The sequence below is a fragment of the Immundisolibacter sp. genome, from assembly GCF_014359565.1.
Classification (GTDB): domain Bacteria; phylum Pseudomonadota; class Gammaproteobacteria; order Immundisolibacterales; family Immundisolibacteraceae; genus Immundisolibacter.
In genome coordinates this window covers 166,646-190,544 of record NZ_JACIZD010000002.1, presented here as the reverse complement: position 1 = coordinate 190,544, position 23,899 = coordinate 166,646, and the positions used below count along the sequence as shown (strand labels likewise).

The window sequence follows — 23,899 nt, the reverse complement described above, 5'->3', positions numbered from 1 at the left end:
TTTATTGCACGCCAAATGACCGCGGGTCAATCTGACTCAGGTCAACATTGGCTGCGGCGCGCTGTTCACGGCCGCTTGCCCATGAACAGGTTCACGTCGGTCGGATTGACGAGATCGCCCACCGTCCAGCCGTCGAGGTCGTACTCGCCCATGCAGCGCTCGGCGAAGGCCATCAGTTCCTTGTCCAGTCCGCGCGCCTGGCCGATCCACAGGTTCTCCAGGCGGATGTTCTCGTGGTTGCCGGCGTAGTTGCGCTCGTACAGTTCATGGCGGCTGCCGAACTCGGTGCCGATGGCGTCCCACAGCAGGCGCATGGTCTTGACCCGGTCCTCGGCGTCGTGGCCGTAGGAGCCGCGGATGTACTTGTCGATGTAGCCGCGCAGCTCCGGCACCTTGAAGTCGACGGCGTGTGAGTTGAGGTAGATGAGCCCGCTGGCGACGGCGTTCTCGACCAGTTCCTTCAGGCGCGGGTAGGCCATGGTGGCGATCACCCGGTAGGCCAGGGCGCCTTGCACATTCGGCTGGATGGCGCCGTTGGGGCCATCCTCGGGCATGCCGCACATGGCGTCCGACAGCGACCAGAACAGATGCCGCCAGGCCAGCGCCTCGCCGATGGCCACCTGCACGCCGCGGTAGTCGCGGCTTCCGGTCAGCTCCACCGCCTTCATCAGCAGCCCGGTGATGAAGTCGAACTTCACCGCCAGGCGCGTGCAGCCGTGAAAGGCAAAGCGGTTGGCCCAGCCCGACGCCGGCAGGAACTGCGCCGCCTTCTCGCAGTCGCCGTAGATGAACAGGTCCTCCCAGGGGATCAGCACCTTGTCCAGCACCAGGATGGCGTCGTTCTCGTCCAGGCGACTGGACAGGGGGTAGTCGAAGGGACTGCCCATCACCTCCGCCTGGTAGGCATAGGACGGCCGGCAGATCAGCTTCACCCCCGGCGCGTCCATCTTGACCATGCCGGAGATGGCGTAGCGCGGGTCGTTGGTCGGCGTTGGCCCGTACTGGCCCAGGAAGTTGTAGTGCGTCAGCGCCGAGCCGGTCGCCACCACCTTGGCGCCCGAGACGATGATGCCGGCGTCGGTTTCCTGCTCGCAGTGCACGTAGACGTCGGCGACTTCCTCCGGGGGGCGCTGGCGGTCGATCGGCGGGTTGACGATGGCATGGTTCAGGAATGGGCAGCGCTCCTGGTTCATCACATACCAGCGCCGGGCGTTGTCCTGGTAGGGCGCGTAGTAATCCGGGTTGAAGCCCAGCGTGACCATGAAGCTCGCCTTGTAATCCGGCGAGCGCCCCATCCAGCCGTAGGTCAGGCGCGCCCAGGCGACGATGGCATCGCGCGCGGCGATGAGTTCCTCGCGCGTGCGGGACGCCTTGAAGAACGGATGCGTGAAGCCACCGTTGCCGGTGTCGGTCGGCACGGCGATGGCCCGCGCCGGATCGTGCAGGGCGTCGTACTGGCGCGCCAGCATGCGCGCCGGGTTGCGGAACGCCGGATGCGCGGTGACATCCTTGACGCGCTCACCGTAGATCCAGATCTCGCGCCCATCGCGCAGGCTGTCCAGATACTCGGCGCCGGTATAGGGGCGCACTTGATTGGTCATGATCGGCTCCTCCTGTCGTTATGGTCGTTTCCTCAAAGCAACGCGGGTGCCATCCGGAATTCGCCGCCGCGAACCGCGCCGGGGCACGCCGGCACCGGCGATTGTGGCCCGCCTGGCGCGCGCGTAGCACGGCGCAGGGTTCACCAAATTCACAAGCCGTTGCGCGTTACAGCGAACCGGCCATCGGCACCGGACCGGCACGCTACATTGCCCATCGACATTCGGCCATCATTGCCGCCCATGGAAACACCGCCCCTGACCAGCCGCCGCACGCTCGGCCATTACGATCGCCAGGCACAGTCCTTCTGGGACGGCACCCGCGATCATGACGTCAGCCAGAACCGCGATGCGCTGCTGCGGCACATCACCGCGCCGGCGCCGCTGCGCATTCTCGATTTCGGCTGCGGGCCGGGGCGGGATCTGATCGCCTTTCGCGAGCTCGGCCACACGGCGGTCGGCCTGGATGGTTCGGCGCGGTTCTGCGAGATGGCCCGCGCCCACTCGGGCTGCGAGGTCTGGCGCCAGGATTTCCTGGCGCTGGAGCTGCCGGGCGGGCATTTCGACGGCGTGTTCGCCAACGCCTCGCTGTTTCACGTGCCAAGCGCCCACTTGCCGGCGGTGCTGCGTGCGCTTTTTGGCACACTCAAGCCGGGTGGGGTGCTGTTCGTCAGCAATCCGCGCGGTGACGATCAGGAAGGCTGGCAGGGCGATCGCTACGGCGCCTACCATTCGCTGGAAGGCTGGCGTCGCTACGTCACGGCCGCCGGCTTTATCGAGATCGAACACTATTACCGCCCAGCCGGCCAGCCGCGCCACCTGCAGCCGTGGCTGGCCACGGTCTGGCGCAAGCCCCATGAGGAGGATGCCCCATGAAGATCGACTGCTTCACGCACGTCATGCCGCCGCGTTTCTACGCCGCCATGAAGGCCAGGATGACCGGCCCGGATTACCTGTCGGGCATGATCGAATCGCTGCCGCATCTGGTCGATCTGCCGGCGCGACTGGCGGTGATGGACCGTCACGGCATCGACGCGCAGGTCATCACCGCCTCCTCACCGCCGATCGAGATCGCCATTGCGGATCCGGCCACGGCGGCCGATCTGGCGCGCCTGGCGAACGACGAAATCGTCGAAATGGCCGCCACGCACCCGGGTCGTTTCATCCCGGTCGGCACGGTGGCCATGAACGATCCTGCCCACATGGCGCGCGAGGCCGAGCGCTGCCTGACGCAGCTGGGCATGAAAGGCGTGCTGATCTATTCCTCGGCCGCCGGCCTGGCGCTCGACCGGTCGGAGTTTCGCGACTTTTTTGCCGTGATGGCCGAGCACGACTACCCGATCTGGCTGCACCCGGCGCGCGGCGGCAGCCAGCCCGACTATCGCGGCGAGGACCATTCCAAATACTGGATCTGGCAGGTCTTCGGCTGGCCCTACGAGACCACCGCCGCCATGACGCGCCTGGTGTTCGACGGCCTGTTCGATCGCCACCCGGACATCAAGGTCATCACCCACCACGCCGGGGCCATGGCGCCGGCCTTCGAGGCGCGCATCGACGCCATCTACGGCAAGCCGTCCATGCCCGAAATCCGCGCCGCGGCCGACAAGCTGGCGCGTCCGGCTAACGAATACTTCCGCCTGTTCTACGGCGACACGGCGCTGATGGGCGCCGTCGGCGGCCTGGCCGCGGCCTATGGCTACCTTGGCCCCGACCGGCTACTGTTTGGCACCGACACGCCCTTCGACGGCACCGGCGGCGAGGATTTCACCCGCGACACACTGTTCAGCATCGCTGCGCTGGCGGTGCCGCCGGCCGAGAAGCAAAAGATGCTGTCCGGCAACGCCATCCGGCTGATGAAGCTGAATGCCTGAGGTCCGATGGTGACGGCCGGCGGCGTAGCGCTGCCGGCTGCGCTGTGGCCGCAGACGGTGCCCTGCCGGCACTGGGACGAGGCCACCGTGCACCGCCGACTGTGCGCCGATCCGGCCGGCTATCTCGCCTTCGCCGCGGACTACCTGGCCGACCTCACGTCCGGCAGGGCGCAGCTGCAAATGCCGGCCAAGCAGGTGCTGGACGACCCGGACGGCGGTGATTTCCGGCTCATGCCCTGCGTGCTGCGCGGCCCGCGCGGCACGCTCAAGACGGTCAAGATCATCGGCACCAACCGCCGCCAAACCGTATTGCCGGGTCAGATCACGGTCGGCGAGCTACTGGTGCTGGACGCTGCCGAACAGTTCGTGCGCGAACGCTTCGACGCCTGCCTGCTGTCGTCGGCCCGCACCGGCCTGGTGGCGGCGCTGGCGCTCGCTCGCCTGGCGCCGCGGGCACGGCGCATTGCCGTGATCGGCGCCGGCCGGGTGGGCTTCTACACGGCGCTGTACTGCGCAGCTTTGGGGACAATCGAGCGCATCGACATTGCCGACCGTGACCACGCCCGCGCACGTGATGTCGCAGAAATCCTGGTCCGGCACGGCCTGCCCTGCCGCGCCGTGCCGGTGGCCGATGCGGGCTGCGATGCCTGGCTGCTGGCCACCACCAGCGAGGCGCCGTTTTGCGAACCGCCGCCGGCGGCGCCCGCAGTGGTCGTGAGCCTGGGCGCCGATGCCGCCGGGCAGCGTGAACTGACCGATGCCTGGGCCGGTCGGGCGAGGCTGTGGGTTGATTCGGCCGACGCCGTGAACTACGGCGACCTGCTGGCCTGGCGCCGGCGGGGGCTGATCGACGATGCACCGCCATCCGACCTGCTGGCGCTGCTGGCCGATCCGCCCGCGTCTGCCGTTGTGGCCGAGCAGCGCCTGTTCATCAGCACCGGCTGCGCGCTGTACGACAACCTGACGGCGGCCTATCTGCTGGCTGGCGAAGACCGGCTCCGGCAAGAAAGCCCAGACCGTCCAGATATGACGCAACGCGTGTAGGAGCCCGGCTATGCCGGGCGATGGATGCGATCACGCACAATCGCGCAGCACAGCTGCGCTCCCGCAACATCAATGGATACCGCGCGATGAATTCCGCCCGCCGCGAGGCGCTGCTGCCGACCGCTGCCCTGCTGCTGGCCTGTGCCGCGGCGTGGTGCCTGCCGCAGGCCTTCGTGCCGCTGAAGGTCGCCATCGTGCCGGCGCTGGGCCTGATCATGTTCGGCATGGGCCTGACGCTGACCGGGCCGCAGCTGGCCGCCGTGCTGCGCCGTCCGCGCTGGCTGCTGCAGGGCATCGGGCTGCAGTTCCTGATCATGCCGACGCTGGCCTGGGCCATTGCGGCGAAGCTCGGCCTGCCGCCGACGCTGGCCGCGGGCCTGATTCTGGTCGGCGCCTGTCCGGGCGGCACGGCCTCGAACGTCGTGACCTATCTGGCCCGCGGCGATGTGGCGCTGTCGGTGGCGATGACCGCCGCCTCGACCCTGGTGGCGCCGCTGGCCACGCCCTGGCTCACGCTGTGGCTGGCCGGTGCGCGCGTGGACGTGCCGGCGCTGGCCATGCTGCTGGACATCCTGCGCATGGTGCTGCTGCCGGTGCTGGCCGGGGTGCTGCTGCGCCGCTACCTGGGCGGCCTGGCCAGGCGCCTGGCCGGCTGGCTGCCGGGGCTTTCCATGCTGCTGATCGCGCTCATCGTGGCGGTCATCGTGGCCCTTAACCGGCGCCAGCTGGCCGCCACCGGCACGCTGGTGGCCACGGCCGTGGTGCTGCACAACGGGCTTGGCTTTGCGCTGGGCTATCTGGGCGCACGCCTGGGCGGCGCCGGGCCGGCGCAGCGGCGCGCCATCGCCATCGAGGTCGGCATGCAGAACTCGGGCCTGGCCAGCGCGCTGGCGATCAAGTTCCTGCCGCCGCTTGCGGCGCTGCCGGCGGCGTTGTTTTCGGTGTGGCAGAACCTGGCCGGGCTGGGGCTGGCGGCGTTGTGGCGGCGCCGGCGCTGAGGCGGGCGTGTCGCCGATCCGGCTATCAGCCCGAAGACGCCCCTGCCGCATCGCGCCGCAGCAGCCCGGCCGTGCCGGGCGATCATCGTGCGTCAGCCGCGCCGCGCCCGGGCGGCCAGCGCCCGCCCCGCCTTGCTGCCAGACGGCCGGCCGAGCGCCTCGCTGATGTAGGCGCCGGCGGCGCACAGCGCGTCCAGGTCGACGCCGGTTTCGATGCCCAGACCGTGAAGCATATAGACCACGTCCTCGCTGGCCACGTTGCCACTTGCGCCGGGCGCGTAGGGGCAGCCGCCCAGGCCGGCCACGGAGCTGTCGACGCTGGCTATATCCAGCTCCAGGCAGGCCAGGATGTTGGCCAGGGCCTGGCCGTAGGTGTCGTGAAAATGCAGCGCCAGGGGGGCGGTCGGCACCGCCTGCCGGACCCGCGCCAGCAGTGCGCGCGCCTTGCCCGGCGTGCCGACGCCGATGGTGTCGCCCAGCGAGACCTCGTAGCAGCCAAGCTCGAACAGCGCCGCGGCCAGTTCCGCCACCTTGCCGGGGTCGGTGGCGCCCTCGTAGGGGCAGCCCAGCACGCAGGACACGTAGCCGCGCAGGCGCACACTGGCGGCGCGGGCCGGCGCGGCGATGGCGGCGGCGCGCTCAAGGGACTCGTCGATCGTGCAGCGGGTGTTGTGCTGCGAGAAGGTCTCGGACGCGGCGGTAAACAGTCCGAGTTCGTCGATGCCGCAGGCCAGCGCCCGTTCGAGGCCCCGCACATTGGGCGCCAGGGCGGCGTAGCTGACGCCCGGTCGGCGTTTCAGACCCGCGCACACGGCCTGCGCGTCGGCCATCTGCGGCACCGCCCTGGGACTCACGAAGGCGGCGACTTCGATGTAGCTCAGGCCCGCCGCTTGCAGGCGCTCGATCAGGCCGAGTTTCACCTCCAGCGGCACGGTGTCCGGAATGTTCTGCAAGCCGTCGCGGGGTCCCATCTCGCAGATGCGGATGCGTTGCGGCAGGCGGTCGGGCAGCATGTCAGGTCTCTTCCGGCACGAAGCTGACCAGCACCGCGGCGGCCGGCACGAAATCGCCGGTCGCCCCGCCGACGCTCTCGATCACGCCGTCGTGCGGGGCGACGATGCGGTGCTCCATCTTCATGGCTTCGAGCACCAGCAACAAATCACCCTTGGCCACCCGCTGCCCCACTTCCACCGCCACCTGCACCAGCTTGCCGGGCAGGGGCGCGGTCAGGCGCAGTTCGACTTCTTCCTCGCCGGCCTCGGCGGCCAGCGGGTCCAGGTAATGCAACCTGAGGCGCTGCGGGCCGGCCAGATCGAAAGTCCCCCCGCTGCGCCAGACGCGCCAGGTTTGCTGCCCGGCCGGGCCATCGACGGTGACCGCGACGCCATCCAGGCGGCCATCGAGCGGACCGTCCAGATCATCACACTGCCAGTCGTAACCGCCGTCGTTACGGCCGGTTAGGGTGAGCGCGTGCTCGGTCTGGTCGGCCGTTTGCCAGTGCACGGTCCTTTGCGCCGGCACGCCGACTCGGAACGGCCCGGCCAGCGACCACGGCGAGGCGCGGTCATTGCCGTGCCGGCTCGAAGCCGCCGCCCGTTCGTCGCTTGCCAGGCGCCAGGTGGCGGCCAACAGCGCGTCGATCGACGGCGGCGCCGGCGCGACCAGGCCGTCCAGCACGCCTTCCAGCCAGCCGGTGTGGTGCTTCACGGCGGCAAAGTCGTCGGTGGCCAGAATGCGTTCCAGCAGCGCCACGTTGCTGGGCACGCCCACCGTCACCGTCTCGGCCAGCATAGCGAGCAGCCGCGCGCGGGCCTGCTCGCGGTCCTCGCCCCAGGCGATCAGCTTGGCCAGCAGGGAGTCGTAATGCGACGGCACGCTGTCGCCGGTCTCGAAACCCGTATCGACCCGCCGCCCCGGCCCGGCGGCGGGCAGGGCGAGCGTGTCCAGCCGGCCGGCGCCGGGCATGAAGCCGCGCGCCGGGTCTTCGGCGCACAAACGCACCTCGATGGCGTGGCCGCGGCGCGGGATGTCGGCCTGCGCCAGCGGCAGCGGCTCGCCGGCCGCCACGCGCAGCTGCCATTCGACCAGATCGAGTCCGGTGATCAGCTCGGTGACCGGGTGCTCCACCTGCAGGCGGGTGTTCATTTCGAGGAAATAGAAGGCCCCGTCCGGCGCCAGCAGGAACTCCACCGTGCCGGCGCCGCGATAACCAACCGCCTGCGCGGCGCGCACCGCCGCGGCGCCCATGGCGCTGCGCCGGGCCTCGTCCAGGCCGGGTGCCGGGGCTTCCTCGACCACCTTCTGGTGCCGGCGCTGCACGGAGCAGTCGCGCTCGAACAGGTGCAGCGCATTGCCGTGCGCGTCGGCAAACACCTGCACCTCGACGTGCCGGGCGCCGGTCACGTAGCGCTCCAGCAGCAAGGTGTCGTCGCCAAAGGCGGCCAGCGACTCGCGCCGCGCGCTGGCGATGGCCTCGGCCAGGGCATCGGGCACGTCCACACGACGCATGCCGCGCCCGCCGCCGCCGGCCGCCGCCTTGACCAGCAATGGGTAGCCGACGGTGTCGGCGGCCTTGATCAACTGCGCGTCGTCCGCGCCCGGTGCGTCGAAGCCCGGCACCACCGGCACCTCGGCCTGCACCACCAGGCGCTTGGCGGCGTCCTTGGCGCCCATGGCCTCGATGGCCTCCGGCGGCGGGCCGATGAAGATCAGTCCGGCCTGCGCGCAGCGGCGCGCGAACTGCGCGTTCTCGGCCAGAAAGCCGTAGCCGGGGTGGATGGCCTGCGCGCCGCTGGCGAGCGCGGCGCCGATCACGGCGTCCATGTCCAGATACGACTGCGCGGCCGGTGCCGGTCCCAGGCGTTGTGCCCGGTCAGCCAGGCGCACGTGGCGGGCGCCGACATCGGCGTCCGAGTACACGGCCACGGTGTGGATGCCCAGGCGCCGGGCAGTGGCGATGACGCGGCAGGCGATTTCGCCGCGGTTGGCGATCAGGATCGTGTTGAACACGTCAGCGCATCCATTCCGGCGCCCGGCGGGCGAAAAAGGCACGCAGTCCTTCCTGGCCTTCGTCCGACACGCGAAGGCGGGCGATCAGGGCGGCGGTGTCGCGCTTGAGCGCGTCGCGGTCGGCGGCCGTTTGCACGTCCTCGACCAGGCGCTTGCAGGCCACCAGCGCCTGCGGCCCACCGTGCAGCAGGTGCTCGACCAGGGTGTTGACGGTGGCGTCGAGTGCCGGCGCGGCCACCGCCTCGTGCAGCAGGCCGATGCGCAGGGCGTGACGCGCGTCGAAGCGCTCGCCGGTCAGGAAATAGCGCCGCGCCGCGCGGGCGCCGATGGCGCGGATGACATAGGGCGCGATGGTGGCCGGCGCCAGCCCCAGGCGCACTTCGGTCAGGCCGAACTTTGCGTCCGCCGCGCCCACGGCGATGTCGCAGCAGGCCACCAGGCCCACGCCGCCGCCCAGCGCATTGCCGTTGACGCGCGCAATGGTGGGTTTGGGTAGGCGGTCGAGCAGTTCCAGCAGGTTGGCGAGCTGGCGGGCATCGGCCTCGTTTTCGGCGGCGCTGAAGCCGATCATCGACTGCATCCAGCCCAGGTCGCCGCCGGCCGAGAAGCTCTCGCCGACGCCGGTCAGCACCACCACCCGCACCGCCGGATCGGCACCCAGGCGGCTCAGCAGATGGCTCAGTTCGGTGATGACCACATCGTTGAAGGCGTTGTGCACCTGCGGGCGGTTCAGCGCCAGCGTGGCCACGCCGCGGTGGTCGGTATGCAGGGTCAGGGTTTGCAGGGTGTCCATGGCCGCCTCACATCCGAAATACGCCAAAGCGCGGCTCGGGAATCGGTGCGTTCAGCGCCGCCGACAGGGCGAGGCCCAGCACGGTGCGGGTGTCGGCCGGGTCGATCACGCCGTCGTCCCACAGCCGGGCAGTGGCGTAGTAGGGGTGGCCCTGGCGCTCGTACTGTTCGCGGATCGGCGCCTTGAAGGCTTCCTCCGCCTCGGCCGACCAGCTGTCGCCGCGGGCCTCGATGTTGTCGCGCCGCACGGTGGCCAGCACGCTGGCGGCCTGCTCGCCGCCCATCACCGAGATGCGCGCGTTCGGCCACATCCACAAAAAGCGCGGTCCGTAGGCGCGTCCACACATGCCGTAATTGCCGGCCCCGAACGAGCCGCCGATGATGACCGTGAACTTGGGCACCTGCGCGTTGGCCACGGCGTGCACCAGCTTGGCGCCGTCCTTGGCGATGCCGCGGCTCTCGTACTCGCGCCCGACCATGAAGCCGGTGATGTTCTGCAGGAACACCAGCGGAATCCTGCGCTGGCAGCACAGCTCGATGAAGTGCGCGCCCTTGAGCGCGGACTCCGAGAACAGGATGCCGTTGTTGGCGATGATGCCGACCGGATAACCCCACAGGTGCGCGAAGCCGCACACCAGCGTGGTGCCGTACAGCTGCTTGAACTCCTGGAATTCCGAGCCATCCACCAGGCGGGCGATGACCTCACGCACGTCGAACGGCTGGCGGGCGTCGGCCGGCACCAGGCCGTACAGGTCGTGGGCGTCGAAGCGCGGCGCCACCGGCTCGCGCAGCGGCAGGTCGATCGCCTTGCTGCGATTGAGCGTGCCCACGATGTCACGGGCGATGGACAGCGCGTGCAGGTCGTTCCGGGCCAGGTAGTCGGTGACGCCCGAGGTGCGGCTGTGCACGTCGCCGCCGCCCAGTTCCTCGGCGCTCACCACCTCGCCGGTGGCTGCCTTCACCAGCGGCGGCCCGCCCAGGAAGATCGTGCCCTGATTTTTGACGATCACCGTCTCGTCGCACAGCGCCGGCACGTAGGCGCCGCCGGCCGTGCAGGAGCCCATCACGATCGCGATCTGCGGAATGCCGGCCGCCGACATCACGGACTGGTTGTAGAAAATGCGCCCGAAGTGGTTCTGGTCCGGGAACACGTCGTCCTGCAGCGGCAGGAAGCCGCCGCCGGAATCGACCAGGTAAATGCACGGCAGGCGGTTTTCGAGCGCGATCTGCTGTGCACGTAAATGCTTTTTCACCGTCAGCGGGTAGTAGGTGCCGCCCTTGACGGTGGCATCGTTGGCGACGATCACCACCTCGTGCCCGCAGACCCGGCCGATGCCGGTGACGATGCCGGCCGACGGCGCCTCGTCCTCGTAAAGCCCCAGCGCCGCCAGCGGCGACAGCTCCAGAAACGGCGTGCCCGGATCCAGCAGCGCCTCCACGCGCTGCCGAGGCAGCAGCTTGCCGCGCGCGCTGTGCTTGGCCTTGGCATGCTCGGGGCCGCCGGTGGCGTACTGCGCCAGCTTGGCTTTCAGGTCGGCCACCAGCGCGCGGTTGTGCGCGGCGTTGGTCTGGAACTGCGCCGTGGCGGGATTCAGCTTGCTGTCCAGTACCGGCACGCGGGGCCTCCTCGGTTCGGTGTGCGGCCGGGTTACGCCGGATCGTCCGCAACCCGCAGCAGGATTTTGCCGCGCGTGTGGTGACTTTCGCTCATCTCGTGCGCACGGGCAGCTTGCGCCAGCGGCAGCAGCGGGCCGATCTGCGGTCGCAGCCGGCCCTGCGCGGCCAGCTGCGCGATCTTCTCGAGCTGCGCGCCGTCGGCCCGCGCGATCAGCAGCTGCGATCTCACCGGCCCGATCTGCAGGTCCTGTTCGGTGGCCACCGGACTGAGCAGCACGATGCGCGTGCCGGCATGCACCAGCGGCCGGGCGCCCTGCAGGGACACGCCGGCGAAGGCGGCGAAGATCACGTCCACGCCGGACGGGAACTGCGCCGCGATGCGCGCGGCAAAATCCGGCGCCTGGTAGTCCACCACCAAGGCGGCGCCCAGGCTGCGCACGAAATCGTGATTGGCCGGGCTGGCGCTGGCGATGACCGTGGCCCCGGCATCGCAGGCCAACTGCACGGCCAGGCTGCCGACGCCGCCGGCCGCGCCGGTGATCAGCACCACCTCGCCCGGCTTCAATTGCGCGACTTCAAACAGGCCCTGCCAGGCGGTCAGGCCGGCCACCGGCAGCGCCGCGGCCTGCTCGAAGCTCAGATTGGCCGGCTTGTGCGCCAGCTTGGCGGCCTCGACCGGGACATATTCGGCGTAGCCGCCCCAATGCATCCGCTGCTGCTGCAGAAAGCCCATCACGGCGTCGCCGACCTCGAAGTCCCGCACCGCGGCGCCGACCTGCGCCACCACCCCGGAGACCTCGCGGCCCATGATGGCTGGGAATTCGCAGGGCACGAACTCCTTCAGCTGACCGGAACGGATGCGCCAGTCGATGGGATTGACGGCGGCCACGCGCACCGCCACCAGCACCTGCTCGTCGCTGATCGGCGGCACGGGCCGCTCGATGAGCTGCAGCTGCTCCGGGCCGCCGAAGTCGTGGATGACGATCGCTTTCATGCGCAGGGGCGCTCTGGTTTGGGGGAAGCCGCCCGGGGGCGATGAAGGGCTGTTCATTCAAGGAGCGGGCAAGGAGCAGGCCGTGCCAGCTCCTGAACCGCGCACCGGGCGGTGGCGCAGGGGGACGAAAGGGGGTTACAACAGCTCCACCGCAAGCGCCGTGGCCTCGCCGCCGGCCAGGCAGATCGCCGCCACGCCGTACTTGCCGCCGCGCCGGCGCAGGGCGTTGAGCAGCGTCACCACGATGCGTGCGCCGGAGGCGCCGACCGGGTGTCCCAGGGCGCAGGCGCCGCCGAGCACATTCATCTTCTCGTGCGGGATGTGCAGCTTCTGCATCACCGTCATCGGCACCACGGCGAAGGCTTCGTTCACTTCGTACAGATCGGGCTTGTCGGGCGTCCAGCCGAGCTTGCGCAGCAGCAGCTCGATGGCACCGACCGGCGCGGTGGTGAACCAGGCCGGATCCTGCGCGTGCGTGGCGTGACCCAGCACCCGCGCCAGCGGCTTCAGACCGCGGCGGGCGGCTTCTTCCGCGGCCATCAGCACCAGTGCCGCGGCGCCATCGGAGATGGACGACGAGTTGGCGGCGGTGACCGTGCCGCCTTCCTTGAAGGCCGGCTTCAAGGTGGGAATCTTGTCGATCTTGGCCGTCAGCGGCTGCTCGTCCTTGTCATAGCTGACCTCGCCGGTCCTGGTCTTGACCGTCACCGGCACGATCTCGGTGGCCGAATCGCCCTCGTGGGTGGCGCGCTGGGCGCGGCGCAGGGACTCCATGGCAAAGGCGTCCTGCTGCTCGCGGCTGAAACCCTGCTTGTCGGCGCAGCGCTCGGCAAAGGCGCCCATCAGCAGGCCCTCGCGCACGTCCTCCAGACCGTCGCAGAACATGTGGTCGAGCACCTGCCCGTGGCCCATGCGCAGGCCCTGGCGCACCTTCGGCAGCAGGTACGGCGCGTTGCTCATGGACTCCATGCCGCCGGCCAGGGCGACCTTCACGTCGCCGCTGCGAATCTGGTCGAAGGCGTACATGGTCGCTTTCATGGCCGAGCCGCACATCTTGTTGACGGTGGTGACCGGCACGCCCAGCGAAAGGCCGGCCTTGAGCACCGCCTGACGACCGGGCGCCTGGCCCTGGCCGGCCGGCAGCACGCAGCCGATGTGCGCGTCCTCGATCTGCGCGCCGTCCACGCCGGCATCGGCGACCACGGCGGCAATCGCGGCGGCGCCCAGATCCGAGGCCGACAGGCTGGCGAACTGGCCCTGAAAACTGCCCATGGCGGTACGCCGGGCGGCAACGATGACGACGTCGGTGGTCATGGTGAGGTGCTCCTGATGCAGTGAAATACTCGAACGATGCAACCGATCACGGCCGCACGCCCGTCGTTGGGGTGGTCGAAGGCCGTGACGCTCAGGCGGTCTGCTCGAACAGTTCGCGGCCGATCAGCATGCGGCGGATTTCGTTGGTGCCGGCGCCGATGTCGTACAACTTGGCATCGCGCAGCAGCCGACCGGTGGGGTAATCGTTGATGTAGCCGTTGCCGCCCAGGCACTGGATGGCTTCAAGCGCGACGCGCACGGCGTTTTCGGAAGCGTACAAAAGGCAAGCCGCGGCGTCCTTGCGCGACGGCCGACCGGCGTCCAAGGCCTGGGCCACGCGGTAGGCGAACGCCCGCGCCGACTGCAGCGCCACGTACATGTCGGCCAGCTTGCCCTGCATCAGCTGAAAGGTGCCGATGGCCTGCCCGAACTGGCGGCGCTCGTGCACGTAGGGCAGCGCCACGTCCATGGCCGCCTGCATGATGCCGAGAGGCCCGCCACTCAAGGTGACGCGCTCCGAATCCAGGCCGCGCATCAGCACCTTGACGCCCTGGTTGACGGCGCCGAGCACGTTGGCAGCGGGAATTTCGCAGTCCCGAAACACCAGCTCGCAGGTGTTGCTGCCGCGCATACCCAGCTTGTCGAGCTTCTGCGCCGTGCTGAAGCCCGGCATGCCCTTCTCGACGATGAAGGCGGTGATGGTGCGCGAGCCCTTGGCGGCGTCGTCGGTGCGCATGTAGACCACCAGCACGTCGGCATCCGGGCCGTTGGTGATCCACATCTTGCTGCCGTTGGCGACCCACACCTCGCCATGCTGCACCGCGCTGCAGCGCATGGAGCCGACCACGTCCGATCCGGCGCCCGGCTCGGACATGGCCAGCGCGCCGATGTGCTCACCCGAGCACAGCTTCGGCAGGAACCGGCGCCGCTGCGCATCGCTACCGTTCAGGTACAGGTTGTTCACGCACAGATTGGAATGGGCGCCATACGACAGGCCCACCGCGGCGCTGGCGCGCGAAAGCTCCTCGATCGCCACCAGGTGCGCCAGGTAGCTCATGCCGCTGCCGCCAAATTCCTCCGGCACCGTCATGCCCAGCAGGCCCAGCTCGCCCATGCGCTGCCACAGGTGCATGGGGAATTCGTTGCTGCGGTCGATCTGCTCGGCCAGCGGCGCCACCTCGTCGCGCGCAAAGCGCGCCACGGTGTCGCGCAGCAGGTCGAGTTCCTCATCCAGATGCACGTCGAATGACACCGCCAGCCCCCGCCGGTGATTGGGTTGAACGACCGGTAACGGGCGGGATACTACCATCCGCTGCGCTGCCCAAAGCGCCCGAAAGCAGCCCCAATGGCCTGTGCTAGAGTCCAGTCCGACCGCCTATTGCCCTTTCACAGACCGAGGAGCTCCTGCCCCATGAAGCGTCAAACCGCCCTGTCCTGCGCAGCCGTTCTGTTCACCGTTACCGCCGTCGCCCACGGCGCGGCCGAGCCCACGCCCGCCGAGCGCGCGGTCGGCTACCGTCAGGCCGTGTTTCATGTCATCGCCGGCAACTTCGGCCCCATGGCCGGCATGGTCAAGGGCGAAATCCCCTTTGACGCCAAGGCCTTCGCCCTGCGTGCCGAGCGCGTGGCCTTTCTGAGCACCCTGCCGCTGGAGGGCTTCATCCCGGACAGCCGGGTCGGCAAGACCGAGGCCAAGCAGGAAATCTGGGACAACATGGACGACTTCAAGGCCAAAATGGAAACCTTCCAGACCGAGGCTGCCAAGCTGGCCGAGGCGGCCAAGACGGCCTCCGCCGTCGATGCGCTGAAGCCCCAGTTCGGCAAGGTCGGTCAGGCCTGCAAGGACTGCCACGACAAGTACAAGGAAGACTGACGACCGGTCGGGCCTGGCCGGTGGGGTCGGTCGCGACCGCGCCGCGACGCCCATAAAAAAGGCCGGTCACCCCGGGCGGGGTGGCCGGCCATCTGAAGTGCTAGGCGTCCCGCTTACTGCGCGGGTGCGGGCGCCGCCGGGGCGCAGCTTTCGCTCAGCGTGATGTTGGCGCGGTTGGCCTCAATGGTCTTGGCGCCGATGCCTTTGACCTTTTCCAGATCGTCCGCGGACTTGAATGGCCCATTCTCGGTCCGGTAAGCGACGATGGCCTGGGCCTTGGCGTCGCCGATGCCCTTCAGGCCGGCGGTGAGTGCCGGCGCGTCGGCGCAGTTGATGTCGACCGGTTCGGCAGTGGCGATTCCCGCCGCGAATGTCACAAACAAGGCAACGCAGCTATTCCGGAATTTAGACATGGTCTGTACTCCCGTTTGGTGCTTTGGTTGATGTGAAGTGCCCATTGGAACAGTGTCGTCCCGGACAGGCAGCATAAGCGTACATGTTGAAAAGAACGCTTGAAAAGTCTTCTTGCAGCATGTAACCAACCGACCGGACAGGCGTCCAAGCATTCACGCTACGCACCTTGCGCATAGGTGCACCGCGCCGGGCGTGCCCGATGGCTGAGAGGGCTGGTATGAAACGCGTCGAATCTGCTGTTCCGGGCGCATCCGCGATCACGCCGCGGCCGGTCTACGAGGCGCGCCGCCGGCTGCTGCTGGCCGGCGCGGCTGGCGGGCTGGCGCTGGCCTGGCCCGGCTTTGCCAGGGCGGCGCCGGCTGGCGGGCCGCTCGCGGCGGTGCCGCGCGGGCCGTTCGGGACCGATGAGGCGCTCACGCCGCGCCAGTTCGTGACCGGTTACAACAACTTCTACGAATTCGGCACCGACAAGGCGGATCCGGCCGCCAATGCGCACACGCTGCGTCCGCGGCCGTGGCAGGTGCGGATCGACGGCGCGGTGACTCGCCCGCTTACCCTGGACGTCGCCGAGTTGCTGCAGCCGCAGCACCTGCAGGAGCGCATCTACCGCCTGCGCTGCGTGGAGGGCTGGTCGATGGTGATCCCGTGGATCGGCCTGCCGCTGGCGGACGTGCTGCGCCGGGTCGAGCCGCTGGGTTCGGCCAAATATGTCGAGTTCACCACACTGCACGATCCCGAGCAGATGCCCGGCCAGAAACGCGACGTGCTGCCCTGGCCGTATGTGGAGGGCTTGCGCCTGGACGAGGCAATGCATCCGCTGGCCTTCCTGGCGGTGGGCCTGTACGGCGATGTGCTGCCCAACCAGAACGGTGCCCCGCTGCGGCTGGTGGTGCCGTGGAAATACGGCTTCAAGAGCGTGAAGTCGATCGTGCGCATCCGCTTTGCCGAGCAACAGCCGCAGACGGCGTGGAACGTGGTGGCGCCGCACGAGTATGGCTTCTACGCCAACGTGAATCCGCAGGTCGACCACCCGCGCTGGTCGCAGGCGCGCGAGCGTCGTCTGGGCGAGGGCCTGTTCGCGCCGCGCCGGCCGACGCTGCCGTTCAACGGCTATGCCGAGCAGGTGGCCAGCCTGTACGCCGGCATGGACCTGCGCCGGGACTTCTGAGGCGTGCGCCGCGGCGCACTGCAGGCCCGCCTGTGGGCCGCCGGCCTGTGGACGCTGGCGCTGACGCCGGCCCTGGTGTTGCTGGCGCGCGCCCTGGGCAATCGCCTGGGCGCCAATCCGGTCGAGGAACTCACGCTCGAACTGGGCCTATGGGCGCTGCGCTTTCTGCTGCTGACGCTGGCCGCCACGCCGCTGCGCCGGCTGACCGGCTGGACGGTGCTGCTGCGCCATCGGCGCCTGTTGGGACTGACGGCGGCCAGTTACGCGCTGCTGCATCTGCTGGTCTACGCGGTGCTGGATCAGGGCCTGCTGTGGTCGCAGATCGTCGGTGACATCCTGAAGCGGCCGTTCATCACCGCGGGCATGGCGGCCTTCACGCTGTTGCTGCCGTTGGCGGCGACGTCGTTCGATGCGGCGATCCGGCGGCTGGGCGCGCGCCGCTGGCAGGCGCTGCACCGGCTGGTGTACTTGGCGACCGGGCTCGCGTTGCTGCATTTCTGGTGGAAGGTGAAGGCCGACACCGCCGAGCCGGCCGTGTACCTCACGGTGTTTGCACTACTATTGGTGGCCCGTTTCGTGGCCCCTGGCCACCGCTCCCGGCGCCCGCCGCCGGCCGGTCGCCAGCCCGCCTGACCCGGACGCACATTGGATTCATTACGCACGCTGCGCGATTTCTTGCGCTGGGGCGCCAGTCGCTTTGCCGGCGCGGGTCTTTTTTATGGCCACGGCACGGACGGTGCTGCCGACGAGGCGGCGGTGCTGATCGCGCATGTGCTGCACCTGGATCTGCCGCTGGCGCCGGAATTTCTGGACGCCGCGTTGACGGTCGAGGAGCGTATGGCGGTGACCGCACTGCTGCATCGGCGCATCAACGAGCGCCTGCCGGCGCCGTACCTGACCGGCGAGGCCTGGTTCGCCGGCTTGCGCTTCGCGGTCGACCCGCGGGTGCTGATCCCGCGCTCGCCGATCGGCGAGCTGATCGAGAACGGTTTTTCACCCTGGCTGGACGAGGCCCCTCCCGCGCGCATTCTGGACATCGGCACCGGCAGCGGCTGCATTGCGATTGCCTGCGCGCTGGCGTTTCCACAGGCGACGGTGGACGCGATCGACATCAGCCAGGACGCGCTCGACGTCGCGGCAACGAACGTGGCCCGCTACGGCCTGCAGGAGCGGGTGCGTTTGCTGCGGTCCAATCTGTATCAGGCGCTGTCCGGCGAGCGTTACGACCTGATCGTCAGCAACCCGCCGTATGTGCCGGATGCGGAATACGCCGGTCTGCCGGACGAGTACCGGCACGAGCCGCAGGGCGCCCTGGTATCGCCCGATGCCGGCCTGGACCACCCGCTGCGCATCCTGCGTGGCGCGGCGGCTCATCTGAACGACGGCGGCCTGCTGGTGCTGGAGGTCGGTGCCACCTGGCCGGCGCTGGTCGAGCGCCTGCCGCAGCTGCCGTTCACGTGGGTGGAATTTGCCCGCGGCGGCGAGGGCGTGGCCGTGATCAGCCGTGAGGACCTGCTCCAGGCGCCGGCCTGAGCCGGCCCGGCCTCAGCCTGCCAGCTGGCGGTGGCGCACCAACACCCGCTCCGGCGGGTTCGTGCCCTGCCGCGTCCTGAAATGTTCGCCCAGACGATGCGCCATGTAGACCGAACGGTGCCGGCCGCCAGTGCAGCCGATGCCGACTGTCACCTGGCTGCGGTCGCTGGCGGCAAAGCGCGGTAGCCAGTTGTCCAGAAACTGCCGGATGTCGGCGAACAACTGCTGCGCATCCGGCTGCTGGTCCAGGAACTCCCGCACCGGCGCATCCAGGCCGGTGAACTCGCGCAGCGCCGGATCCCAGTGTGGATTCGGCAGGCAACGCATGTCGAACACCATGTCGACATCCAGCGGCGTGCCGAACTTGTAACCGAAGGACTGGAACACCAGCGTCGGCGCCTGCCGGCCGTGGCTTAGCAGGTCGCGCACGGTGGTGCGCAGCTGATAGATGTTCAGGCTGGAACTGTCGATGCTCAGATCCGACAGTTCGGCGATCGGCGCCAGGCGCAGCTGTTCGGCGTCGATGGCCTCGCTGATCGAGCCGCCCTGACCGGCCAGCGGGTGCTGGCGCCGGGTTTCGTTGTAGCGGTTGATCAGGGTTTGCCGATCGGCGGTGAAGAACAGCACCTGGCAGTCGACGGCGTTGTCGCGGATCGTTTTCAGGATGCCGGGCAGGGCCGCCAGATCGGAGAAATTGCGCGCATCGATGCCGACCGCCGCCGGCGTGTCGGCGCCGCTGCGCGTCAGTTCCTGGCCAAGGGCCGGCAGCAGCGCGATCGGCAGGTTGTCGACGCAATAGAAACCGAGGTCCTCGAGCGCACGCAGCGCCGTGGACTTGCCCGCCCCCGACAGGCCGCTGACGATGATCAGGCGCTGCGGCATGGCGGGTCGGCTCAGCTCTTGCGGCGGGCCGCCTTGCGCCGCTCGGTGGTGGAGGCGATGCCCATGCCCTCGCGGTATTTGGCCACCGTGCGGCGGGCCACGTTGATGCCCATCTGCTGAAGCTGTTCGGCCAGGTCGTTGTCGCTGAGCGGGCTGCCGGGCGTTTCCGCAGCGATCAGGTCGCGGATGCGGGCACGGATGGCGGTGGCCGAGGCCGAGCCGCCGTCGCTGGTCGAGACGTGACTGGAGAAGAAGAACTTCAGCTCGTAGATGGCGCGCGGGGTGTGCATGTACTTGCGGTTGGTGGCGCGCGAGATGGTCGACTGGTGCAGGCCCAGTTCGTCGGCGATGTCCTGCAGCACCAGCGGCACCATGGCGTGCGGGCCGTCCTCGAAGAACCCGACCTGGCGCTGCACGATGGCCCGCGCCACGCGCAGCAGGGTGTCGTTGCGGCTTTTGAGGCTGTTGATGAACCAGCGGGCTTCCTGCAGGCGATTTTTCAGGTATTCGTTGTCGGCGCCGCTGTCGCGGCGGCGGATCATGCCGGCGTAGGTCTGGTTGATGCGCAGTCTGGGCGCGATGGCGGGGTTCAGCTCGACCTGCCACGCACCGTTGATCTTTCGCACCAGTACGTCCGGGACGATGTACTCGGGCTCGTCTGCGTCAAGGCTGGTGCCGGGGCGCGGGTTCAGGGCCTGGATCAGATGTACGGCCTGGTCGACGGTCTCGGCCGGCAGGCCGGTGGCGCGTTGCAGGGCCTTGTAGTCGTGCTCGCCCAGCAGCGCGATGTACTCCAGCACCGACAGCGCGGCCTCGCGCAGCGGCGCATCCAGGCCCTCGAACTGTTCGACCTGCAGGCGCAGGCACTCGGCCAGATCGCGTGCGCCCACGCCGGCTGGGTCGAAGTGTTGGATGCGCCGCAGCACCGACAGCAGCTCGGTTTCGTCCACCGGTTCGGCGCGTCCCTCGCTGGCGGTCTGGCACAGCTCGGCGATCGTTTGGCCGAGGTAGCCGTCAGGTCGGATGGCGTCCAGGATGAGTTCGGCGATTGCCCGGTCGTCGGGGCTGAACGGCGTCAGGTCAAGCTGCCACAGCAGATGGTCGTACAGCGTCTCGGCTTTGCTGGACACGGCAGTGAAGTCGCCGCCGTCATCCTCGTCGCGGCTGCTGGCGCCGCTGCCGGCCCCCAGGTCGATGAAGGTGTCTTCCCAGTTGCCGTCGACTGCCAGCTCCTGCGGGATTTCGTTGTCCCCGTCGAACTCCAGGGCGCGCTCGGGTTGCTCCGGCACGACCGGCAGCTGCGGTTCTTCGGCGAGGTCGGCTGTTTCCTCGTCTGCTTCCAGCAGCGGGTTGGCTTCCAGCGCTTCGCGAATTTCGATCTGCAGGTCGAGCGTCGACAACTGCAACAGGCGTATGGCCTGCTGCAGCTGCGGCGTCAGTGCAAGATGTTGCGAGACGCCAAGTTCGAGACCTTGCTTCATGCGGTTGCCAAGCGGGGCTTCTGGTTAGCAAGAAGCGTACCGCATGCCGCGCCCTGCGCAAAGCCGGGCTACAACTGGAATGCGTCGCCCAGGTACACCGCGCGCACGCGATCGTCGGCCAGGATGGTTTCCGGAGTGCCCGCCGCCATCACTTCGCCTTCGTTGACGATGTAGGCGCGATGGCAAATGCCCAGGGTTTCGCGCACGTTGTGGTCGGTAATCAGCACGCCGATGCCGCGGGCGGCCAAGTCGCGAACGATTCGCTGGATGTCGATCACGGTGATCGGATCGACGCCGGCGAACGGTTCGTCCAGCAGCATGAAGCGCGGCTCGATGACCAGCGCGCGGGCGATTTCCACCCGCCGCCGCTCCCCGCCGGACAGGGCCGCGCCCGGGCTGCTGCGCAGGTGCGCGATGTGCAGGTCGTTCAGCAGCCGCTCCAGGCGCACTCGACGCGCGTCCGGATCCAGGTCGCGGCGGGTTTCCAGGATGGCACGCAGGTTGTCCTGGACCGACAGCTTGCGAAACACCGACGCTTCCTGCGGCAAGTAGCCCAAGCCCAGGCGCGCCCGCTGGGGCATGCCCGCCTGCGTGATGTCCACGCCGTCGATGGCCACGTGGCCGCTGTCGGGCGCCACCAGGCCGACGATCATGTAAAAGCAGGTGGTCTTGCCGGCGCCGTTGGGGCCGAGCAGGCCGACGATCTCGCCCGGCGCGACCTGCAGCGACACATCGGCTACGGCCGCACGACCACGGTAACTCTTGCGCAGGTTGTGCGCGGTCAGCTGGCTCATGGCGCCGCTTTCTCGGCGCCGCGCTGGGGTTGAATGATCATGCGGATGCGCCCGCCCTCGCCGCCGCTGCCGGTGACCAGGTCGCGCACGGTGTCGTACACCAGTTGATCGCCCTGAAACACGTCGCCCTGGCGGGTGATGTGGGCATCTCCGCGCAAATAGAGCTTCTTCTCGCCGATCACGTATTCCATTTGCCGGCTGGTGGCCACCACGTCGCCTTCGTTGGGTTTGGGCTGCTGTTTGTAGCGGGCCGGTTTGCCGTTGGCGACATAGCGGGTCGGTTTGCGGTTTTCGGTGTGGATGACCAGCGTGTCGGAGTTGATCTGCATCGTGCCCTGCACCACCACCACGGCGCCGGTGTAGGTGTTCAGGCCCTTGGCCTCGTCCAGCTCGACCCGATCGGCATCTATGTAGATCGGCTGCTGGCGGTCCGAATCCAGGGCCATGACGGAACCGGCAAGGCACAGCAAGGCAAGGCCACACAGCGAGCGGGTGGATAAAAAACGCATGGGTATCAGTTGAACCACGGGCAAAAATTATGCAGCGGACGGGTGCGCCGCCGCCGGCAAGTCTAGCAGTCCGCCCATCGCTGGCAGGCGCGCGGCCGGTCGAGCCGAGATTTGGCGGTCGTGTCGATTAACCGCGCGCTGCGCGCCGGTGCCAGCGCGCAATGAATCCATCCTGGCTTTCTCATTCCGGCGCCGGGGCAGCCTCACGGGCATCGACGATCAGGTCGCACAGTTCGCGCGCCGCACCGCGGCCGCCACCGAGCGTTGTGATCCAGCGCGCCATCTCGCGTACCCGCGGATGGGCGTCCGCCACCGCGACCGGCAAGGCCGCCAGGTGCATGGCTGGCAGATCGATCACATCGTCCCCCAGGTAGGCCGTGGCCCGGCGGTCGATGCCCAAGTGCTGCAACAGGTCCAGAAAATCCCGGTCCTTGTGCTGGCAACCCTGGCGATACAGGTCGACCTGCAGCTCGTCCAGGCGCCGGGTGACGGCCGACGAGCGCCGCCCGCTGAGCGCCGCCAGCTTGACCCCGGCCTCGCGCAGCAGCTTGAAGCCATATCCGTCGCGCACGTGAAAGGCCTTGAACTCGGTACCGTTATCGCCCAGGTACAGGCGGCCGTCGGTCAGCACGCCGTCCACGTCGAACACCACCAGCTCGATACGGGCGGCCAGCGCCCGCAATTCGGAATCCGGCCCGGCGTGATGGTTATCCCCTGATGTCATGCTGATTGGTCCACTTGTTCAGAAAACCCACTGCGCGGCGCCTACGTCTTGATTGCCGCCCAGTGCCTGTCAGGGGCGGCTCCCGTCAGGCAGCACGCCGCCACCTCGATGCGCTTTGGCCCCGCTTCAGATCACGCCAGCATCCAGCAACGTATGCATGTTCAGGGCGCCGATCAGGCGCCCGTCTTTGTCTTCTACTAGCAGCGCATTGATGCGCCGTCGTTCCATCAGCTGCGCGGCTTCGGCCGCCAGCAGGTCCGGACCGATGCGCACGCCGCCGCAGGTCATCACCTCGGCGATGCCCACGGTCCGCACGTTGTCGACCTTTTCCAGCACCCGCCGCAGATCGCCGTCGGTGAATACCCCCACCGCGCGACCGTCGGCGTCCACGACGGCTGTCATGCCCAGGCCCTTGCGGGTGATCTCGAGCAGGGCGTCGGTCAGGCTGGCGTCGCGGCCGACTACCGGCATGCGCTCGCCCTTCACCATCACATCGCCCACATGCAACAGCAGGCGCCGGCCGAGCTTGCCGCCCGGGTGGCTGCGCGAGAAGTCATCGCGCGAGAAGCCGCGTGTGTGCAGCAGCGCCACCGCCAGCGCATCGCCCAGGGCCAGCGTGGCGGTGGTGCTCGCGGTCGGCGCCAGGCCCAGCGGGCAGGCTTCGCGTTCCACGCTGGCGTCAAGATTCACGTCCGACTCGCGGGCCAGCGTCGAGGAAGGATCGCCGGTAATGGCGATCAGGCCCACGCCCAGCCGCCGGATCATCGGCAGGATGAGCAGGATTTCCGAGGTCTCGCCGGAATTGGACAGGGCCAGCACTACGTCCTGCGGCGTGATCATGCCAAGGTCGCCATGACCGGCTTCGCCCGGATGCACGAAAAAGGCCGGCGTGCCGGTGCTGGCCAGCGTGGCCGCGATCTTGCCGCCGATGTGGCCCGATTTGCCCATGCCCAGCACCACCACCCGCCCGCGGCAGGCCAGCAGCAGGCGGCAGGCCCGCACGAAAGTCTCGCCCAGCCGCGGCGCCAGTTGGCGTATTGCTTCGGCTTCGGTTTCCAGCACATCCCGGGCGAGCTGCAGCAGCGTCGCCGGATCGGTTCGTGGGACGTCATTAAGATACATGCGTGAGGACTTCCGATTCGCGACGGGCAGGGCGCAGGCCCTCGGCCATTATCGCCACTGGGCCCGCGCGTGTCCCGCCGACCGATGCCGGCCGGCACAAAACACACTGGGGGCAACATTTCCAATTGTTGACAGTGTGTTTGGGCCGGTGCTACGGTCCGC

At 68.8% G+C, this 23,899-nt stretch carries 23 protein-coding genes; 8 read left to right on the top strand and 15 right to left on the bottom strand.

Features of this window, described 5'->3' with window-relative positions; all coding sequences use genetic code 11:
• Positions 1 to 65: 65 nt before the first annotated feature.
• Positions 66 to 1,601, bottom strand: coding sequence for a 4-hydroxyphenylacetate 3-hydroxylase N-terminal domain-containing protein (locus H5U26_RS04715; protein WP_290617174.1), 1,536 nt, complete (start codon positions 1,599 to 1,601; stop codon positions 66 to 68).
• Positions 1,602 to 1,841: 240 nt separating this feature from the next.
• Between H5U26_RS04715 and H5U26_RS04710 the strand changes: the two genes are divergently transcribed.
• The 4 genes from H5U26_RS04710 (at position 1,842) to H5U26_RS04695 (ending at position 5,511) form a co-directional block, all read left to right on the top strand.
• Entirely contained in the window at positions 1,842 to 2,474 is a 633-nt protein-coding gene (locus tag H5U26_RS04710; protein WP_290617172.1) for a class I SAM-dependent methyltransferase, read from the top strand.
• Positions 2,471 to 3,469 (top strand): amidohydrolase family protein, encoded by a 999-nt coding sequence (locus H5U26_RS04705; protein ID WP_290617170.1) that lies wholly within the window; start codon positions 2,471 to 2,473, stop codon positions 3,467 to 3,469. Before H5U26_RS04710 ends, H5U26_RS04705 begins: the two co-directional genes overlap by 4 nt.
• Positions 3,470 to 3,475: 6 nt before the next feature.
• Positions 3,476 to 4,513: a hypothetical protein gene (locus H5U26_RS04700; RefSeq protein ID WP_290617168.1), complete on the top strand. Its 1,038-nt coding sequence runs from the start codon at positions 3,476 to 3,478 to the stop codon at positions 4,511 to 4,513.
• An 86-nt stretch (positions 4,514 to 4,599) separates the two neighbouring features.
• Complete coding sequence (locus H5U26_RS04695; RefSeq protein WP_290617166.1) at positions 4,600 to 5,511, top strand: bile acid:sodium symporter family protein; 912 nt, start codon at positions 4,600 to 4,602, stop codon at positions 5,509 to 5,511.
• A 92-nt stretch (positions 5,512 to 5,603) separates the two neighbouring features.
• On the opposite strand, the gene H5U26_RS04690 is transcribed toward H5U26_RS04695, so the two are convergent.
• From H5U26_RS04690 to H5U26_RS04660, 7 genes are all read right to left on the bottom strand, one after another.
• Positions 5,604 to 6,524: a hydroxymethylglutaryl-CoA lyase gene (locus H5U26_RS04690; protein WP_290617164.1), complete on the bottom strand. Its 921-nt coding sequence runs from the start codon at positions 6,522 to 6,524 to the stop codon at positions 5,604 to 5,606.
• 1 nt (position 6,525) lies between these two features.
• Complete coding sequence (locus tag H5U26_RS04685) at positions 6,526 to 8,520, bottom strand: biotin carboxylase N-terminal domain-containing protein (protein WP_290617162.1); 1,995 nt, start codon at positions 8,518 to 8,520, stop codon at positions 6,526 to 6,528.
• Position 8,521: 1 nt separating this feature from the next.
• The gene (locus tag H5U26_RS04680; protein ID WP_290617160.1) at positions 8,522 to 9,313 is read right to left on the bottom strand and encodes an enoyl-CoA hydratase-related protein; all 792 of its coding nucleotides are present in this window, start codon (positions 9,311 to 9,313) and stop codon (positions 8,522 to 8,524) included.
• Positions 9,314 to 9,320: 7 nt separating this feature from the next.
• Complete coding sequence (locus H5U26_RS04675; protein ID WP_290617158.1) at positions 9,321 to 10,928, bottom strand: carboxyl transferase domain-containing protein; 1,608 nt, start codon at positions 10,926 to 10,928, stop codon at positions 9,321 to 9,323.
• 32 nt (positions 10,929 to 10,960) lie between these two features.
• Positions 10,961 to 11,923: an NADP-dependent oxidoreductase gene (locus H5U26_RS04670; RefSeq protein ID WP_290617155.1), complete on the bottom strand. Its 963-nt coding sequence runs from the start codon at positions 11,921 to 11,923 to the stop codon at positions 10,961 to 10,963.
• 135 nt (positions 11,924 to 12,058) lie between these two features.
• Positions 12,059 to 13,237, bottom strand: a complete 1,179-nt coding sequence (locus H5U26_RS04665; protein WP_290617153.1) for an acetyl-CoA C-acyltransferase — start codon at positions 13,235 to 13,237, stop codon at positions 12,059 to 12,061.
• Positions 13,238 to 13,328: 91 nt separating this feature from the next.
• Positions 13,329 to 14,489, bottom strand: a complete 1,161-nt coding sequence (locus tag H5U26_RS04660; RefSeq protein WP_290617151.1) for an isovaleryl-CoA dehydrogenase — start codon at positions 14,487 to 14,489, stop codon at positions 13,329 to 13,331.
• Between the two features lie 159 nt (positions 14,490 to 14,648).
• Between H5U26_RS04660 and H5U26_RS04655 the strand changes: the two genes are divergently transcribed.
• The gene (locus H5U26_RS04655) at positions 14,649 to 15,110 is read left to right on the top strand and encodes a cytochrome c (RefSeq protein ID WP_290617149.1); all 462 of its coding nucleotides are present in this window, start codon (positions 14,649 to 14,651) and stop codon (positions 15,108 to 15,110) included.
• A gap of 113 nt (positions 15,111 to 15,223) precedes the next feature.
• On the opposite strand, the gene H5U26_RS04650 is transcribed toward H5U26_RS04655, so the two are convergent.
• Positions 15,224 to 15,568, bottom strand: coding sequence for a helix-hairpin-helix domain-containing protein (locus H5U26_RS04650; protein ID WP_323759904.1), 345 nt, complete (start codon positions 15,566 to 15,568; stop codon positions 15,224 to 15,226).
• Positions 15,569 to 15,741: 173 nt separating this feature from the next.
• On the opposite strand from H5U26_RS04650, the gene msrP reads away from it, so the two are divergent.
• Genes msrP through prmB form a run of 3 tightly spaced genes read left to right on the top strand, consistent with a single transcriptional unit; the run spans position 15,742 to position 18,225 of the window.
• On the top strand, positions 15,742 to 16,692 hold the full coding sequence (msrP, locus tag H5U26_RS04645; RefSeq protein WP_290617147.1) for a protein-methionine-sulfoxide reductase catalytic subunit MsrP: 951 nt from the start codon (positions 15,742 to 15,744) through the stop codon (positions 16,690 to 16,692).
• Between the two features lie 3 nt (positions 16,693 to 16,695).
• The gene (locus H5U26_RS04640; RefSeq protein WP_290617145.1) at positions 16,696 to 17,325 is read left to right on the top strand and encodes a protein-methionine-sulfoxide reductase heme-binding subunit MsrQ; all 630 of its coding nucleotides are present in this window, start codon (positions 16,696 to 16,698) and stop codon (positions 17,323 to 17,325) included.
• Between the two features lie 12 nt (positions 17,326 to 17,337).
• The gene (gene prmB, locus H5U26_RS04635; protein WP_290617143.1) at positions 17,338 to 18,225 is read left to right on the top strand and encodes a 50S ribosomal protein L3 N(5)-glutamine methyltransferase; all 888 of its coding nucleotides are present in this window, start codon (positions 17,338 to 17,340) and stop codon (positions 18,223 to 18,225) included.
• A 12-nt stretch (positions 18,226 to 18,237) separates the two neighbouring features.
• On the opposite strand, the gene rapZ is transcribed toward prmB, so the two are convergent.
• The 6 genes from rapZ to H5U26_RS04605 all read right to left on the bottom strand — a co-directional run bounded on the left by rapZ (position 18,238) and on the right by H5U26_RS04605 (position 23,737).
• A complete protein-coding gene (gene rapZ / locus H5U26_RS04630; RefSeq protein WP_290617141.1) occupies positions 18,238 to 19,107 on the bottom strand; it encodes an RNase adapter RapZ in 870 nt (289 codons plus the stop codon).
• A gap of 11 nt (positions 19,108 to 19,118) precedes the next feature.
• Complete coding sequence (locus H5U26_RS04625; protein WP_290617139.1) at positions 19,119 to 20,588, bottom strand: RNA polymerase factor sigma-54; 1,470 nt, start codon at positions 20,586 to 20,588, stop codon at positions 19,119 to 19,121.
• A 68-nt stretch (positions 20,589 to 20,656) separates the two neighbouring features.
• A complete protein-coding gene (gene lptB, locus H5U26_RS04620; protein ID WP_290617137.1) occupies positions 20,657 to 21,382 on the bottom strand; it encodes an LPS export ABC transporter ATP-binding protein in 726 nt (241 codons plus the stop codon).
• Positions 21,379 to 21,891: a lipopolysaccharide transport periplasmic protein LptA gene (gene lptA, locus H5U26_RS04615; RefSeq protein WP_290617135.1), complete on the bottom strand. Its 513-nt coding sequence runs from the start codon at positions 21,889 to 21,891 to the stop codon at positions 21,379 to 21,381. Before lptA ends, lptB begins: the two co-directional genes overlap by 4 nt.
• A gap of 181 nt (positions 21,892 to 22,072) precedes the next feature.
• A complete protein-coding gene (locus H5U26_RS04610; protein ID WP_290617133.1) occupies positions 22,073 to 22,615 on the bottom strand; it encodes an HAD family hydrolase in 543 nt (180 codons plus the stop codon).
• A gap of 126 nt (positions 22,616 to 22,741) precedes the next feature.
• The gene (locus H5U26_RS04605) at positions 22,742 to 23,737 is read right to left on the bottom strand and encodes a KpsF/GutQ family sugar-phosphate isomerase (protein WP_290617131.1); all 996 of its coding nucleotides are present in this window, start codon (positions 23,735 to 23,737) and stop codon (positions 22,742 to 22,744) included.
• Positions 23,738 to 23,899 lie beyond the last annotated feature (162 nt).